The sequence below is a fragment of the Pseudomonas fluorescens group sp. genome (assembly GCF_020093335.1).
In the GTDB taxonomy this organism is placed as follows: Bacteria; Pseudomonadota; Gammaproteobacteria; order Pseudomonadales; family Pseudomonadaceae; genus Aquipseudomonas; species Aquipseudomonas petroselini.
The window spans coordinates 397622-415010 of the sequence record NZ_JAIOKW010000001.1; the positions used below are offsets into that span (position 1 = coordinate 397622).

Annotated in this window: 3 protein-coding genes; all 3 read right to left on the bottom strand. The window is 61.7% G+C overall.

Features of this window, described 5'->3' with window-relative positions; translation table 11 throughout:
- Positions 1–17 precede the first annotated feature (17 nt).
- Entirely contained in the window at positions 18–12359 is a 12342-nt protein-coding gene (locus tag K7431_RS01960; RefSeq protein ID WP_012724354.1) for a two-partner secretion domain-containing protein, read from the bottom strand.
- Between the two features lie 33 nt (positions 12360–12392).
- Positions 12393–14114: a ShlB/FhaC/HecB family hemolysin secretion/activation protein gene (locus tag K7431_RS01965; protein ID WP_012724355.1), complete on the bottom strand. Its 1722-nt coding sequence runs from the start codon at positions 14112–14114 to the stop codon at positions 12393–12395.
- Between the two features lie 558 nt (positions 14115–14672).
- Entirely contained in the window at positions 14673–17351 is a 2679-nt protein-coding gene (gene aceE / locus K7431_RS01970; RefSeq protein WP_012724356.1) for a pyruvate dehydrogenase (acetyl-transferring), homodimeric type, read from the bottom strand.
- Between the last annotated feature and the right edge of the window lie 38 nt (positions 17352–17389).

Genomic DNA, 17389 nt, shown 5'->3' on the forward strand with positions numbered 1-17389 from the left:
TAAGGCTTCATATGTCTTCAAAATCTCGTCAATTCACGCGTGACAGGATTGTATCTATAAACCTCCCCCCCCGTGCTCTCCACCTGGCGCATCACCTCCCTCGAAATACCATTTGTTCTGGAGCTGACCACAATATTCAAGGGTTGGCTGGTATCGAGTGCGACCTTGACCTGCGCACGCAACTGGTTGGACATTGAAAGATTGAGTACATTCTTGATCTCCAACATCCCCCCTACGTTCTTCCCCCACATATCAGGAATCGTTGTTACTTTTGCGCCGTTAGCCAGCTCGACAGTTACCAGGCTGGTATTTTTCACCCCGCCCATATCATCAAAGGCACTGATGACTTGCCGTTCAAACTCAATGCCATTTTGGCGATTGAGGGTAATCTGGGGCAATTTGCATGGCCCAGTGTTGTGGACCCAGGTCTTCAGCTTGCCAACATAGAACGTATGCCCGATATCAACTGTCAGGTTGAACGTTTTACCCACCGGCTGGAACAGCTCCAGGGACTGGACCCGAGTCGAGACGTTTTCGCTGGCGCCGTCTCCCAGCGACTGCAGCAAGTCGCCAGGCTTGAGATTGATGGCTGGGACAAAATCGTGTTGGGCTGGAACGTAGAATGGGTGCGACGGGGTCACCAACAGCGTTTCGCCCTCCGCCGCACCGTCTTTACGAATACTCTCCAGCTTCAGGCGATAGATCGGTTGATCCGTGCGCACATGGGTTGCCAGGATGGCCGCGGCAAACGGTTCACCGCCGTGTTCAGGTTTACTCCAGACGATTTCGCCGACCTTGAGCGTATCGATGGCGCGATCCCCTGACGGGGTCGCAACCATCGTGCCTGCCGCGAAACAGCAAGGACCGCGCAGCTCGCTCGCCACAACGCCCTTGAGCTCGTTGCTTGCAACGCCGGTCACACCACCAGGAAACTTGACGCTCGCGGCCCCCAGGGCTCCGACGACGATGTTCCCGAGACCGTTCCAGGTATCGCCGTCGATGACCTGTTTACCCCCGTAACCCGCCTGCAATACTCCATTGGCAGCTGCGGCGATACGAATAGCCGAACCCAACGGACCTGACAGTGCGTAAATCGCCGGCGTCCCGATGTTTGCCAGGCCCTGCTGTTCGTTGCTGATGCGCAAATAACCTTGCGCATCCCTGTACACCATCTCGTTGGCCGTTTGTTCTCGGCTCCAGAACGGATTCAGTACAGAGACACCGTCCACTGCACGCAACGCATCGGCATAGGCGATTTTCGCCTCGGTCGTGCCCGCAAACGGATAATCACGGATAGGAACCGGTCCATTCTCTATCAGCATCTTGACGCTGGACGCGGCAACTTCAGGGCCATACTTGAGCTGCGTCTCGTAGGCATAGACTTGAAGATAGGCCTTCAGCTCACTTGTTTCCGCAGCGGATAGGGAGGTGGGGTCGTTATGGAACTTGGCCAGCAAATCATCGCTACGATGATCAGCGCCCTCAAGCGTGGACAACTTCCTGGCGGCGTCGAGGCTTCCAGTTTCCTCATACTCGTTACGCGCTCGATCACGCACGGCTTGCGAATGATTTCCCAGGAAATTGTACTGGGTGGCATTCGCTGCCACCGAGGACGCAATGGCGGAATCACCACCGGATGCTACCGCCCCCAGCACACCGGCAATCTGCGAGAGCGCCATCAGGTTCGCTTCGGCCCGGATATATTCAGGGGAGCCCTTTACCAGGTTTTCCGGCAGGAGCTGGTCGCCCAACAGCCCGACTAAAAGCTCGTTGGCGCCACCGGCAATGGCACCCGTGCGGAAATCACCGCCCATGGCCTTGGACAGCAGGCCACCAAGACCCGCGTGCAACAGGATCTTTTCCAATCCACCTTCGGGCAGTCCCTGATCACCGATTTTCCCGGCCCCGATTGCCCCACCAATACTGGCGGCAGTACCCATCGCCGAGCTGGTCAGGTTGTCCTGGAAGCTACCGCCATACACCGCGGTCTTGATCACCGCATCCGCGGTCACCTTCAAGGCAACAGTCTGTGCACTTTGAAGATCGAAACCCATGCTGCCGGGGCTGTAGTTGAGCCCTTGCGCCACACCCGCCGTCGCGATCGAAACGCCATAACCCTTAAGGCTGTCCTTGGACGTGACATCCTTTAAAATCGCACCGAGGTTGCCCCGGTTATCGATGGTGCTGACGGTCGCCTTGGTCGCAACGCTGACGGCGCCCGCCTGGGCCATGGTGCTCCAGCCGGCCATCATCGGCCCCATCACCGCAGCCAGCGCAATCGCGATGATCAACTGCGATGCAGGCCCCAGTCCCGAGGTGTTGTACTTGAAGGATTCGTGAATCTCCTTCACTTGCCGCCAATCCACGTCACCGCGCTTCTCGGCTTCCTGGAGCCATGCCAACTTCGGATCAGCCTTGACCATCGCGTCGATGGTCTGACTGACCGTCTGCTGATTGACCTCCCTGACATCGATTTTCAGGCCTTCGACAGCCTTGATGGTGATTGCTCCAGCCGCCGTCAGTTGGCTCTGGCGAAGTGTTTCGTCGGTATGGCCCTTACCTTTGGATGAGTTCCAGAAAGCATTGTTGTTGGTTTTGGTATGGCTCTCATCATGAAGGTCCTTCACCCCCTCGAAAGTAATGCTGCCACCACTGTCCAGCGTGAGATTCTTACCGCTCTCAAGCTTTGCAACCTGGTAACGCTGGTCATCTCCACTCTTTAGCGTCAGGTCTCCCCCGGTCTTGATCTCGCTCCCCACATTTGTCACTTGGGTCACTTCATCGTGGCGGGTCTGCAATTTGCCGAAACTGCCCTTCTTTTTCTTGTCGTAGAGCGAATAGTCACTGTCCTGTGCTGCGAGCAGATCCAGTTGCCCACCCGCTACCAGATACGCCTCATCTCCAGCATTGATCCGGCTGGATACCAGCGTCATGTCCTTACCCGCACTGAACACGACATCACCACCCGCCGTCACGTTACTGGCGATCTGCTTGACGTGATCCTCTTGCGTCTTGAGCTTCTTGGACTTGGAGTAGGAATGGCTTTCGTCAGCTGCAGAACTCAAGGTCAGGTTCTCGGCTGCCTTCATGCTGATATCCCGCATGGCGTCGATATCGCTGCCAATCACCGAGATATCACGACCGGCGCTTACCGATACGTCACGGCCGACCATCAGGTCGGAGCCATATTGGCTAACGCCGCTGCTTTGTCCCCGGCCGGCTTCGCTACGGTGTTGCTCGGCAGAGACAATGTTGACGTCACGACCGGCAGTAAGGGTCGTATCACGGCCGCTGTACATCACGCTGCCGGCGCTGGTGATATCACGCCCGGCGCTGATGCTCAGGTCGTTTGCTGCCTCGATGCGTGCAGCGCTGTCGACATAGTCCTGGGTCTGGGTATATCCCTTGATGCTGTAACCCGTGGTCGAGGCAGTGCGCTCACTGACCACATCACCGCCGATCGCGACCATGCTGACATCGCGACCGGAGATGATCCCCCCGGCCTTGTTGACGATATTGTTGCTGGCCAGCAGATCCAGACGATTGCCGGCCTCGATAAGGCCGCTGTTGACGATATTGTTACCCGCCATCGCGCTCAGATTGTTCGTTGCACGCAATGTCCCGGCATTCTGCAGATCCTGACCGGCAATCAGCGTCACATCCGCGCCCTGGATCAGCGCCCCGTTTGGCGCCAGGCGATTGGTCGCCTGGGCCAGGTAGAGCACCGGCACCAGGACTTTCTCACCATTCACTTCATGCTCTTCGAGCCAGACGATATCGTGGGTCAGCGCCGCGACCTGCTGGGAGGTCAGGCTGACCCCAACCGACAGGTCAAGCTGCTGCTTGCTCTTGATGGCGTTGTCCATCAGGTACTTGTAAAGCGCTTCGTCGGAGGTCTGGCCGTCGATGAAACGCTGCCCGGTACGCTCGACCACCGCCTGCTGGATCAGCTTCTGCTCATAGAAACCGTCGCCCAGGCGTTTGGCGCTTTGATCGGGGTTGTAACCGAGGTTCGCCAGCAGGTAGTCCGAACTCATGAACTGCTTGAGGTCGGTCAGTACCGGGTTGGTTTCGATCAGGTACTTCTGCGGGTTGGACCTGCCCGAAGTGTCCGGCAGGCCCTGCACGCGATTGATGACCTGGCTGCCCACCGTGGAAACCACGCCCGCCTGCCCCGGCAACTGGACACTGCCGGAATCGCCGGGCGCACTGACACTGATCACGCTGCCGGAAACCCCAGCGCCCGTGGCCTGGCGGGTACTTTGTTCGAGTTGAAGAGTGCTCGCGGCGATCCGCGCCGCATCGCTGAACTGCAGGTTGCGCGCCTGGACGTCATCCGCGCCCTGTTGGCGCTGGGCACTGCTGACTGTCGCGCTGCCCATGCTCCAGCTCTGTGGCCCGGCACTGGTTTGGCTTGCCTGGGCCGCAGAACCGCCCTGGCCGCTCAGGCGGAACAGACCGTTTTGTCCGTCCGGCAGGCTGAAACCCCGCGACGCCACGGGGTCCACCCGCTGCTGGGACAGGTTCGGCGGCAGTTGTGGGTTCAGGTAGACGACCGTCGGCTTGGCCGCGCTGCCGACCTGGGTACCGGTCCCGGTCTTCGTCGTCCCGGAGAACTGGGTATTGGCGTGCAGGTTGCTGTTGTCGATGGTGTTCTTGGCGTTGATCTGTATCGCCTGCCCGGCCTGGACCACCGAAGCGACACTGCCACCCCCGGCGGTAAACACTTTGTTATCGCTGCTCAGGGTGCCGGCCAGGATGCCGGCGGGAATGGCCACATCCGGTCCCTGACCGAATTTGGTGTTCACGGTTGTGGTTTTTTGTTTGCCGTAATCGTTGAGTTCGGTGTGAGTCCCGCCTTTGTCGGGCTCATGCACGGTCTTGGTGTATCGGTAGACGTACTGGGAATATCTTCGCGCGTAGGCGTCCAGCGCTTCGTTCGCGTAAGTTTTGTTAGTGAAGATATTGCGCACGCCGGTATAGACCCGGTTACGGGCGAAGTTGCCGGCCTCCAACCCCAGGTTCTCGAAGGTATCCACGTTCAAGCGAATATTCTTGCCAGCAGAAATCGTCGAAGCGGTGTTGGAAAAGCGGCCGACATCGCCATCAATGTTTCCGGCCACCGCCAGGCTCGCTCGCGTGCCGCTGATGGTCGACTCCGAGGTGTAGTTTTCGGCGATATAGAACGTGCTGCCGTTAAACGTGATATCGCCCGACACCAGCCGCTCTTTGCCGATAACCCCTTCGGTCTTGTTGTTGAAGCTGTTCGCCGACAGCGAGAAATCCCCGTCGACATTGATCGAGGACGCCAGGTTGGTCACGCTGTTGGCGCGACCGCCATTGAGTCCCGAGATGTTCAGGTTGCCGATGCTGTAGACATCCCCGTTGTCGTTGGTGAAGTCATTGACCAGCAAGCCCATGTTTCGGCCGCTGAAGATCAGGCCGTGATCGTTCACCAGGGTGGGCGTCTTCAGCGTCAGGTCCTGGGTCGTTCCCAGCGTGCCGGTGTTGCCGATACTATTGGCGGTGACCGTCATGGAACCGCCGGACGTCAGGCGCCCGGCGTTGCTCAGGCCACCGGCATTGATCGTGGTATCCCCGCCACCGGCAATGCTCGTGGCAGTGCCCAGGGTTACCTGGGCCGCGCTCAAGCCCAGGGTGCCGACGCTGCTGTAGCGCCCGTTACCACCATAGGTGCCGGCCAGGGTCAGGTTGGCCGTGCCGTCACTGGCGATCAGCCCATCGTTGTTCCAATTGCCACCGTTGCCGGTCAGGCTGTCCGAGGCCAGCAGTTGTCCGCCCGCCGTCTGGTTGAGGGTGTTGACGTTCACCGTCAGGCGCCCGGCCTGGATCACGCTGCTGTTGGTCCAGTTGTCCGCCGTCAAGGTCAGGCCGCCACGGGTTAACAGGCTGCCGCCGGCGTTGGTGATATTGGCGGTGCTGATATCAAAGGTGCCGTTACCCACATGCAGCAGACTGCCGCCCATATTCTGGAAGCTGCTGGCATTGAGGGTCAGGTCGCTGTTGGCGGTTTCCAGCTTGCCGTTGCGGTTATCGAACAGGCCGCCGATCTGGAAGTCGGTCTTGCCGCCGGAGCCCAGTGCACGGATCTGGCCGGTCTGGTTATCGAGGCTGGCCGCACGCACGCTCAAACTGCTGTCGCTTTCAATAACGCCCAGGCGGTTGTTCAGCGCGCCGTTGAGGCTGAGGTCGATGCGCTGGCCTGCGATCTGTCCGTCGTTGTCGCCGCTGTTGTCGAAGTTGTTGCCGCTGACCTGTACCAGGCCCTGGGCGTACAGGCCGCCGTTGCGGTTGTCGAAGTCGGCGGTGGTGATCAGGGCATCGCCGCTTTGCGCCGCGATCCGCCCACCGTAGTTGTCGATCCCGCCAAGGGCCCTGAGGTTGAGGCGCTGGGCCTGGATGATGCCGCCCTGGCGATTGTTGGCCAGGTCATAGCCGTTTTTCAGCACGCCGACGACATGGGCTTCGAAAGCGCCCTTGAGGCTGGCCAGGGTGCCGCCACGGTTGTCGAGGCTGGCCGCGCTGACACTGAGGTCGCCATTCTGGCTAATCAGCTTACCGCTCTGGTTGTCGATATCGCCGCTGACCGTCAGGTTGAGTGCACCTTGCCCTTGCAGGGAGCCGTTGCCGTTGGCGAGGCTCGCAGCGTCGACACGGACGCCAGCGTTCTGGCTGTAGATCAGGCCGTCACTGTTGTTCAGCACGGCACCGCTGCTGCTGATCACCAGGTTGTCATTGGCCGCGACGGTACCGCGATTGCGGTTATCCAGGCTGCCGGTGAGCAGGCTCAGCCCCCCTTGGCTGACGAGTTGGCCGCCCTGGTTGTCGATCTGGCTGCTGCGGCTGATCACCAGTGGTCCGCCGCTGGCGAGCTGGCCGTTGCTGTTGGTCAAGGCGCCGAGCAGGTCGAGGCTGACTGCGGCCTTGCCGCTCAGGGTACCGTTACGGTTGTCCAGGGTACTGCCGGTGAAATCCAGGGCCTGTTGTGCGCTGATGCTGCCGCTGTTGTTCAGGCTCATAGCTTGCAGTGTCAGGGTGGCGGCGCTGTCGATGGAGCCGCCCTGGGCGTTGTTCAACAAACCGCTGACGGTCAGGCGCTGGGCCGCGCCACTGGAAAGAATGCCGGCGCTGTTGTCGAGGCTGGCCGCGTTGACGGTCAGGGCTTGCTGGCTGACCAGCGCACCGGCATTGCTGTTGATCAATGCACCGCTGACGTTGACATCAAGATTGCCGCTGCGACTGGACAGCGTGCCGCTGTTGCGGTTGTCCAGGCTCGCGCCGTTGACGGCCAGCCCCTGCCAACCGGAAATCAGGCCGCCCTGGTTGAACAGGCTGTCGCCGGCCACGCCCAACTGGTTGCTGCTGATCAGCTTGCCGCCGCTATTGTCCAGGGTCCGTGCGGTGAGGTTGAAGCTCTGGTTGCTGGACAGCTCGCCGCCCTGGTTGTTCAGGTCACGCAGATGATTGAGGGTCAGGGGGCCCTTGGCCTTGAGCAGGCCGTTGCGGTTGTCGAGATCTCCCCCCGCCAGGTCGAGGCGGATGGCTTGGTCGCCGAGCAGGCGGCCGCCGTTCTGGGCCAGGGCGCCGAGGCTCAGGTCGATATCGCCCTTGGCCGAGACTTCGCCGCCATTGCCGGAGTCCAGGCGGCTGGCGTTGATCGTCAGGCCGGCCTGGCTGTTGATCAGGCCCTTGGCGCTGTTGTTCAGGGCCATGGCGTTGAGGGTCACGGCGCTGGCACCCAGCAGGGTACCGCCCCTGTTGTCGAGGTCGGCGCTGCTGACGCTCAGGGCTTGGGCGGCGTTTATCAGGCCCTGGTCGCGGTTGCTCAGTTGACCGCTGGTGGTCAGGTCGAGGGCGCCCCGGCTGGTCACGGTACCGCCGCTGTTGTCGAGGCTGGCGCTGCGTATATCGAGCGCGGCGGCCGCGATCTGGCCCTTGAGGTTGCTCAGTGCCTGGTTGATCCGCAGAGTCACGGCCTGGTTGCTCAGCAGTTTGCCGCTGCTGTTGTCCAGGCTGTCGGCGGCCAGCACGAAGGCCTGGGCACTGGAGATTTCACCGCCCTGGTTGTTCACGCCCTTGAGGTTGTTGAGCCGCAATGACGGCGCGTTGATCAGGCCGCTCTGGTTGTTCAGTTGGCCGTTGTTCAGGTCCAGGGTCAGTGCCGTGTTGCTGAAGAGCTTGCCGTCCTGCTGGTCCAGGCCGGTGACGCTGGCGACCAGGGCCTTGTCGCTGCCGATGCGGCCGCTCTGGTTGCTGACCTGCCCTGCCGTCAGGGCGAGGCTGTCGCTGCTGCTCAGGCTGCCGGTGCGATTGTCGTAGGCGCCGGTAGTGACAGTCACCGCACCTTTACCGCTGATCACTCCCAGCCGGGTGTTGTCGAGACTGGCACTGTTCAGGTTGATGCTGCTGTCGCTGACCAGGCGTCCACCCTGGTTGGCCAGTGTGCTGTTGGCCTTGACGTTGAGCGCGCCGCCACTCGACAGACTACCGGCCGTGTTGGTCAGCCCGACGCTGCTGACGTCCAGCCGGCCTTCGCTGCCGATCAGGCCAGCGCTGTTGTCGAGGTCAGCGCCGAGGGTGAGTCGTGCGTCCTGGTCGCTGAATAGTTGGCCGCCGGTGTTGTCGAGGGCCTGGCCGTCCAGCGTGACGCCGGTCTTGCCCTTGAGCAGTCCCAGATTGCGGTTGAGCACTTCGGCCATTTCGAGGGTCAGCGTGGTATCGGCAAGGAGCTTGCCGCTGTCGCTGTTGTTCAGGCGCTTGCCGGTCAGGCGAATATCGGCACTGCTGGAGAGTTCACCGCCGCGGTTGTCGATAACGTCGACATCGAGTGTCAGCGCTTTTGTCGCCCCTACCAGGCCGTTCAGCCGGTTATCCACGGAGGCGCCGCTCAAGGCTAGCGCGCTGCTGGCGATCAGCTTGCCGTTGCGGTTATCCAGAGCAGCAATGTTCGCTGTGACATCGGCTTTTCCGGAAACGGCACCGTTGCTGTTATCCAGGCTGTTGGCCGTCAACAGGATAGCGCCATCGCCCACCAGGGTGCCGCCCTGGTTGATGAACGCCCCGCTTACGCCGAGGTCGACCGCACCGCGGCTGCTGATCAGGCCCTGGCTGTTGTCCAGGCTGGCGCTACGACTGTCGAGAGAAGCCGCGGCCACCAGGCCCTTGATGTTACCCAGCGCCTGATCGATACGCAGGGTCAGGCCCTGGTTGCTCAGCAGCTTGCCGTTGCTGTTGTCGAGGCTTTTCGCGGCCAGGGCAAAGGCTTGGGCACTGGAGATTTCACCGCCCTGGTTGACGACCACGTCGAGGTTCTTCAGCACCAGCAGCGGGCCGTTGATCAGGCCGCCACTGTTGTCCAGGCGGCCGTTGTGCAGGTCCAGGTTCAGTTGGGTCTTGCTGAACAGTTCGCCGCCCTGTTGGTCGAGGCCGGTGACGTTGGCCGTCAGATCCTTGGCACTGGCAATACGCCCGGAAGCGCCGTTGTTGACCTGGGTTGCCGTCAAGTCAAGGCGGTCGCCACTGGTCAGGCGGCCACCCTGGTGGTTATCCAGGGTGCCGGTGGTGACGCGGGTCGCACCCTCGCCGCTGATCAGGCCTTTCTGGCTGTTGTCGAGACTGCCGCTGGCAAGCACCAGGCCCTGGTCCGTGAGGATCGACCCGCCCTGGTTGAGCACCGCGCCGAGACTGTCGATCGACAGGTCGGCGGCACTGCCGAGCTTGCCGGCCGTGTTGTCCAGGCTGCCGACCGTAAGGCCCAGCGCACCTTCGCTGCTGAGCGAGCCGGTGTTGTTGAGCAGCGCGCCATCGAGGCGGATATCCAGGCCCTGCAGGGCGGAGATGTTGCCGCCACTGTTATCCAGGGTCTTGCCGTTCAGGTTGACGCTGCCCCTGGCGAACAGCCGGCCCTGGTTCTGGTTGATCACTTGCGCCACTGCGACGGCAAGATCAGTCTCGGTCAGCAGCTTGCCGCCATCGCTGTTGTCCAAACGCTGCCCGCTGACACTGACGCTGCTGTGGGTGCTGGACAGCTCGCCGGTACGGTTGTCGATCTGCTCGACATTGATGGTCAGGCCCTGGGTGCTGGCGACCGTGCCGCCATTGCGGTTGTCGAGGCTCTTGCCGGTCAGCCGCATGGAACCCTGGGCCACCAGCGCCCCGCCCTGCTGGCTGAGGCTGTCGATGCTGGCTTCGAGGTCACCCTGGCTGGCAATACGGCCCTGGGTGTTGGCAACCTCCTTGGCCTTGAGACTGACCGGGCCGACTGCGCTGAGCAGGCCACCGCTATTGTCCAGGCGGGTGCCTTCGAAGCCGACGGCCGCCTTGGCGACAAGGTTGCCCTTGTCGCGGTTGTCCAGTTGATCGACCAGCAGCTTGAGGTCTTTGTCGGCCTGGATCAGGCCGCCACGATTGTCCGCCGACCCTCCGCGTACGGTCAGGTGGTCCTTGCCCGCCAGGCTGCCGCCGCGGTTGTCCAGGCTGCCGGTGGTCAGCTCGATGCTGCCCGTGGCGCGCAGCTTGCCCTGTTCGCGGTTGTCCAGCGCGCCGTGAACGGTGGCACTCAGCGTGCCGTCCGCCGCCAGCACCGTGCCCGCCGCGCGGTTGTCGAGGCTGGCGGCGGCCAGGGTCAAGGCCTTGCCGGAACCCAGGGTCCCAGCATGGTTATCCAAGGCACCGCTGAGGTCGATGCTCAAGCCCAGATCGCCGGTAATCTGCCCGCGGGTATTGTCCAGGCTGACGGCCTCCAAGGTCGCCAGGGTTGAACCCGACAAGGTGCCGTCACGGTTATTGATCGCGCCGCTGGCAGTGAGGCTGAGCCCCCTGTCAGCCGCGATCAAGCCGGACGTATTGTCGAGGCTGGCGACATTCAGGGTGACATCGGCCAGGCTGGAGATTTCCCCACCGCGATTGCCCAATGCACCGACGTTCACCACCAGGTCGCCGTTGCTGGAGATCAGACCGTCCCGGCCGTTCGCGGCCTTGTCGGCGGTCAAGGTCAGACGGTCGGTGCTGAGCAACCGCCCCTTGTTTTGGTTGTCGAAGGTGCCGGCGGTGACGGTGGTCTGCCGCTGCCCGCTGAGGGTGCCGCCCTGGTTGTTCAGGGTCTGGGTGGTGGTGATGTCGAGGTCACGGCTGGCAATGATGTTCCTGCCGGCGTTGTTGAGGCTCTGCGCGCTGATACGGATATCGGCGTTGGTGTTGCGGGTGTTATCGGGATTGACTCCGCTTTCGATGATGCCATTGTTGGCCAACTGGCCGCCGCTGGTGAGGGTTATGCGGTCCTTGGCGACAAGGTTGTTCTGGCTGGTCAGGTCGCCTCGGGTTTTCATCTCCAGTGTGGTGCCGGCGTAGGCCGACCCTTGGATGTTGGCGCTGACGGCCTCTATGTTCACTGCACCGTCGGCGGCGACTTGTGTAACGGTCAGGTCGCCGTTGGCGTCGATCTGGATGTCGCCTGCGCTGGCAGCCATCTTGCCATCGAGTTTTACCCCGACACCGGCTTCGCTGCTGACCAGCTTGATCGCCCCGGCGTACATGCCGCCCAGGGCTGAAGAGTCGATCGCCAGTTGCGGGGCTGTTGCTGGGTCGGCCACTCGTGCGGTGGCCTTGAGGGTCTTGGCATCGACGTCGTTGGCACCGGCAATGATCGTCAGGTTCTTGGCTTGAATCTCGGCATTGAGCTTGGCCGAACGGGTGATGATTTCGAACTGGTCGATGTTGTTGGCGTTCAGGCCTGCGCCTTCGATGGACACGCTGCCTTGATCGACTTGGTAGCGACTGATCTGGCCGTTTTCGATTACCGCTTTACCGGTGGTCAACGTGGCTTGCGGGGTGTTGATAAACCCGCAGCCGTTACAGGTAATCCCATACGGGTTGGCCACGATGACATGCGCCGACTGCCCTGCCACTTCGGTGAAACCGCGCAACTGGCTGGGGCTGCCGCCGTTGACCTCGTTGAGGATCACGCTGGCAGCCGTACCATTGAGGTTCTGGTTACCGAGGATGATCCCCCCCAACTGGGTCGACTGGGTCCGACCGGTCGCGTTGTTGAGGATCACGCCCTGCTGACCGACGTTGTAATCCTGGAATTGGTTATGCGACAGCCCACTGCCATTGGGCGCGGCAATGTTGACGATAGGCACGCCGTTGCCCGCCTGGCCGAGCGTCGTCCCCGGCGCACTGACCACAATCCCGTCCGCCTGGGCCAGCAATGGCTGCCAGAACATGGCGTTGGCCAAGACCAACGCAAGCCCGCGCTTGGGCAAGCCCAAGAAGTTGGAACGGCTTTTCACGGCTGCAGAAGGTTGGCGCGCAAGGAAGGCGAGCTGGCGAACGTCCATGTCATGTCTCGATGCCCGAGGGGCGGTAAAAATTTAAAGAAAGAAATCCAGGCGAAAATAGATCGGCGCTTCACGCTCAGTGATCGGCCCCGGTCGTTCCAAAGAGTGTGCAAAGGTCACCGTGGCCGCGACGTTCTGGCCGCGCGCGAACAGGTCCACGGAATTGCTGGTCATGCGCCCGTGCTGTTCGGCGTTGTAGCGGTCGCGGCGGATCACGCCCTGGTCATAGCCGAGGCTGGTGCCGTACTCGGCGAACACTGGCTGCAACCACGCGAAGGTCACCGGCCTACTCCAGCGCAGGTCGTTGCGCCAGTAGCCGCCGCTGTAGCCGGACAGACTTTGATCCTTGTAACCGCGTATCGAAGATTGCCCGCCCAGGCTCATGCGCTGCGGGCTGAATAGCACGTCTTCGCTACGTTGGCCGGTCATCAGGCTGCTGAAGCTGAACGACTCGCCCCACGCTTTGAACGGGTACAGGTAGCTCACTGTGGCGGTGTATTTTCGGTAGCGCGCATCGGCCTGGCCGGGGCGTGGGTTGTGATTGGCCTGGGCGTCGAACGCGCCGATGCCGTCCTGCATGCCCAGGTCGATGTTGAGGAACGAGCCGCCAATACGCCGGCCATGGTTGATGCCGAATTGGGCTTCGCTGAGGCGGTTGCTGCTCAGGGCGAGTTTGCTGTCTTCGATGAAGTTGTTGGTGCGCAGGTAGGCCACGCCGGTGCTGAGGGAGGTTTTGCTCAGGGCGTCGCGGTGGATGACCCGCTCCAGGCGCAGTTGGTGGTTTTGGCTGTCGCCCGATTGCTTGAAGTTAAAGCCGCTGGCCTGGGCCAGCGAGCGGTAGTCGCTCTCGCTGTAGGTGTAATTGAGGTTCCACCAGCCGAACGGCAGGTTGTAATTGAGCATCGAGTTACGCGAGGTTTTCTGGTGGTCGCTGATCGCATCGTGGCCGCCTCGTAGCGACAATTGGTCCGCCAGGCCCAGCGGGTTGTCCCAATCCAGGCTGGCGCCCCACTGCTGTTCGCCGGTGCTGCGCTGGCCGCCGTTGTGACGGGAAAGGCCGACGCGCCAGGGTTTTTGCGGGGTGTTCTTGACCAGCACTTCGCTGCCGCCGACTGCTTTGCCCGGTGCCAATTCCATCTGGGCCTGGTTGGAGGGCAAGCGGTTCAGTTGGTCGACCATCTGCTCGATTTCGCGCAGGTTCAGCAGGTCGCCGGGTTTACCTGGAAAGCTCATGGCCAATTGACGGTCAGTGATGCCGCTGCCCTCGGCGCCCTTCATGCCTTCCAGTCGGCCCTCCACCACCTGCACCTTGAGGTTGCCGCTGCCGAGGTTTTGTTGCGGCAGGTAGGCGCGACTGGTGACCAGGCCTTTGGCCAGGTAGTGGTCGGTGATGACCTTGAGCAAATCATTGAGCTGCGGCACGCCAAGACATTGACCGATGTAGGGCTTGATTAGGCTGGCGCGCTCGCCTTCGGACAGCGCGTCGGCGCCGCTGAGTTCGATGGTGTTGATGGCGAAACAGCGAGTGTCGGCGGGCGCTGCCGGCTTGGCGGGGGCGGCGGCTTTGCCGGGCAGGTCCTTGAGCTCTTCGAGGCGGCGCTGTTGCTCTTCGAGCAGGCGATCCTGGCGGTCACGGATCAGGTCGGTAACGCCTGGCGTGTCCTGCGGGGTTGCGCCTTGGGCCATCCCGGCCGTGCTCAGGCAAAAAAATGCGAACAGCAGGCAAAGCCTGGTCCGACGTACCGAACGCCACATTTCTAGATCCCTCTAAATGGCCTTGTGCCACTATTTTTTTCGGCGATCTTAGAGTGGCGATTTGATGGCGTCAATTAAATGTATGATTTTGTTTCAGCGTTGAAATGTTGATATCAAGTCGCAAGAAGCGGTAGAGACCGAATTCACCGCGCAACCCTATCCCTGCGCGAGTCAACCTCGGGCACCCGGATTCTCAAGGCCGCCAAGCGCCCCCGCGAACAGCCATCGCTGATCAATAAAGATGTTCGCCGTGGGGGCCAAAATGGGGGCATCGAAAAGTTTTTCGGACCTTAAAAGACCGTTCCAGAGCCCAGTCAAAATGTTCTTCGGCGATCCTGAGAGTCTTTGATTCAAGCCGTCGCACACTTAAACGCTGGAGGATCGGGCACCCACAACGGCCCGCAAAAGAGCTGCAGGCACTGCTGCTGAGCCAGGTGGGTGGCGACCAGCAAAGTACGCCAACCCGCAAGGTCATATGACAGCATCTGCCATACAAGCCACAGCCAAAGATAACTGAGTTGGAACATCCCCCAGGTCAATCCTGGCTATCCATGGCGGTCAAGCATGGCGATTGTCCGCACCGCCCATGATGCAGCGGGCCTTGGCGACCGTATCTGCGGCCAGGCGCCCTTGCTCCACCAGTGCCTGCAGGGCCGTCAGGCAGATCGCCTGGCTGTCTACCTCGAAGTAACGCCGCAGGGCGCCTCGGGTGTCTGAACAGCCGAAACCATCCGTGCCCAGCACCTTGAGCGGCGCACTCACATAGGGAGCGATGAGTTGCGCATAGGCCCTGACATAGTCCGTCGCCGCAACGACCGGCGCAGACCCGCCCAGGCATTGCTCGACATGCCCCAATGTCGTCTGCGTACCCGCCAGACGCGCGTGTTGGGCAGACCTGGCATCGCGTTCAAGCTCGCTGAAGCTGGTGACACTCCAGACCTGCACCGTCACGCCCCATCGCTCGCGCAGTCGGTTCGCCGCCGACAGCACTTCATTGAGGAGCGCGCCGCTTCCAAGCAGGCGTACCAAAGGCGCTTCCGGCCCGGCGTCCAGTGTGTCGAGCAGGTACATGCCCTTGATCACATCCGCCTCGGCACCGTCCGGCAGCGGCCGCTGCAGGTAATTTTCATTGGTCACGGTGAGGTAGTAAAAGACGTCCTCCTGGGCGGTCATCATGCACTTGAGGCCATGGTCCACAATCACTGCCAATTCACCGGCAAAGGCCGGGTCGTAGGCTCGGCAGTTGGGCACGGTCGCCGCGACAACATGGCTTGAACCGTCTTGATGTTGCAGCCCCTCCCCGGCCAGGGTCGTTCGCCCTGACGTCGCCCCGATCAGAAAGCCGCGGGTGCGCTGGTCAGCCGCGGCCCAGATCAAATCGGCAACACGCTGGAAACCGAACATGGAATAGAAAATGTACACCGGCAGCATCGCCATGCCGTGGGTGCTGTAGGCGGTACCCGCTGCGATCCACGAAGACATCGCCCCAGCCTCGGTGATGCCTTCCTCAAGGATCTGACCATCGCGAGCTTCGCGGTACGACACGATAGAATCCTTGTCCTCGGGTGTATAAAGTTGGCCCTGGGGCGAATAGATACCGTACTTGTGGAAGAGATTGGCCATGCCGAACGTGCGCGCCTCGTCGGCCACGATCGGCACGATGCGCTCGCCTAACACCGGAGCCTTGAGCAATGAGCCCAACATGCGCACGAATGCCAGGGTGGTGGACATCGGTTTGCTTTCCCCGGCTGACGCAAAGCCCGCAAATGCGCTGGCCGCCGGCGTTTCCAAAGGCACTGCAACGCTGCTGCGGCTCGGTAGGTAGCCGTGGAGGGCCTGGCGACGGCTATGCAGGTAACGCATCACCAGGCTATCGGCTTCAGGTTTGAACAGACGGGCCGCGCGAACATCATCGTCGCTCAAGGGCAGCGCGAAGCGGTCGCGAAACGCCAGTAGCGCCTCATCGTCAAGCTGTTTCTGCTGGTGCGCAATCATCTTGCCCTGCCCCCAGCGCCCCATTCCATGACCCTTCTCGGTCTTGGCCAGGATCACTGTCGGGCGCCCCTTGCAGGCCAGCGCGGCCGTGTAGGCGGCGTGAATCTTCAACGGGTCGTGGCCACCACGGCGCATTTTCTCGAGCTGGCTGTCCTCCAGGTGCGCGACTTTCTCCAGCAACCGTGGGTGTCGAGCGAAAAAGCGTTGGCGCCTGGCCGCGCCGTCCAGCGTGGAGAGCGACTGGTATTCACCGTCAACGGTAATGTCCAGGTAATGCTGGAGCACGCCATCATGGTCCTGGTCGAGCAGTGCATCCCACTCGCTGCCCCACAGCACTTTGATCACGTTCCAGCCGGCCCCCAGAAACTGGGCCTCAAGCTCTTCAATCACTTTGCCATTGCCACGCACCGGGCCGTCCAGACGCTGCAGATTGCAGTTGATCACGAACGTCAGATTGTCGAGCCCTTCACGTGCCGCCAGGCCCAGTGCTGCAAGCGACTCAGGCTCGTCCATCTCGCCGTCGCCAAAAAAGCCCCAGACGTGGCGTGTCGACGATGGACGCAGGTGACGATGTTGCAGGTAGCGCATAAAGCGCGCCTGGTAGATGGCGCTGATCGGCCCCAACCCCATGGAACCGGTGGGGAATTGCCAGAAATCAGGCATTGACCACGGGTGGGGGTAGGAACACAGGCCCTCCCCGCCGACTTCGCGCCGGTAGTTGGCCAGTTGGCGCTCGCTCAAGCGACCTTCGAGGTAAGCGCGCGCATAGATACCCGGCGCTGAATGGGCCTGGAAGAACACCAGGTCATTGGTTTCCCCGCTGGGCCCGGCGCGAAAGAAGTGATTGAAGCCTACCTCGAACAGGTCGGCCGCCGACGCGTAGCTGGCAATGTGGCCACCCAATTCGCCCTCACGGCGGTTGGCCTGGACCACCATGGCCATGGCATTCCAGCGGACCCACGCCGCCAGCTGGCGTTCCAGTTCCAGGTCACCACTAAAGAGCCCTTGCTCACTGTGATGAAGCGTATTGCAGTAAGCCGTGCGCAATGTGGTAGACGCTGCAATGCCGCAACGCCCGGCCTGCTTGATCAGGCGCTGCAACAAGTAGCGCCCGCGCGCCACTCCAACGTGGCGCACGACGCCATCAAAGGCGTCCAGCCATTCCCTGGTTTCCTCGGGGTCGACGTCAACGGGAAGCTGCAGCGCAGCACCCAGGTGCATCCCACCAAGTCTGGCATCCATTGTCATGTTGATAGGCTCCGAAAAATTCAAAGTAGCGC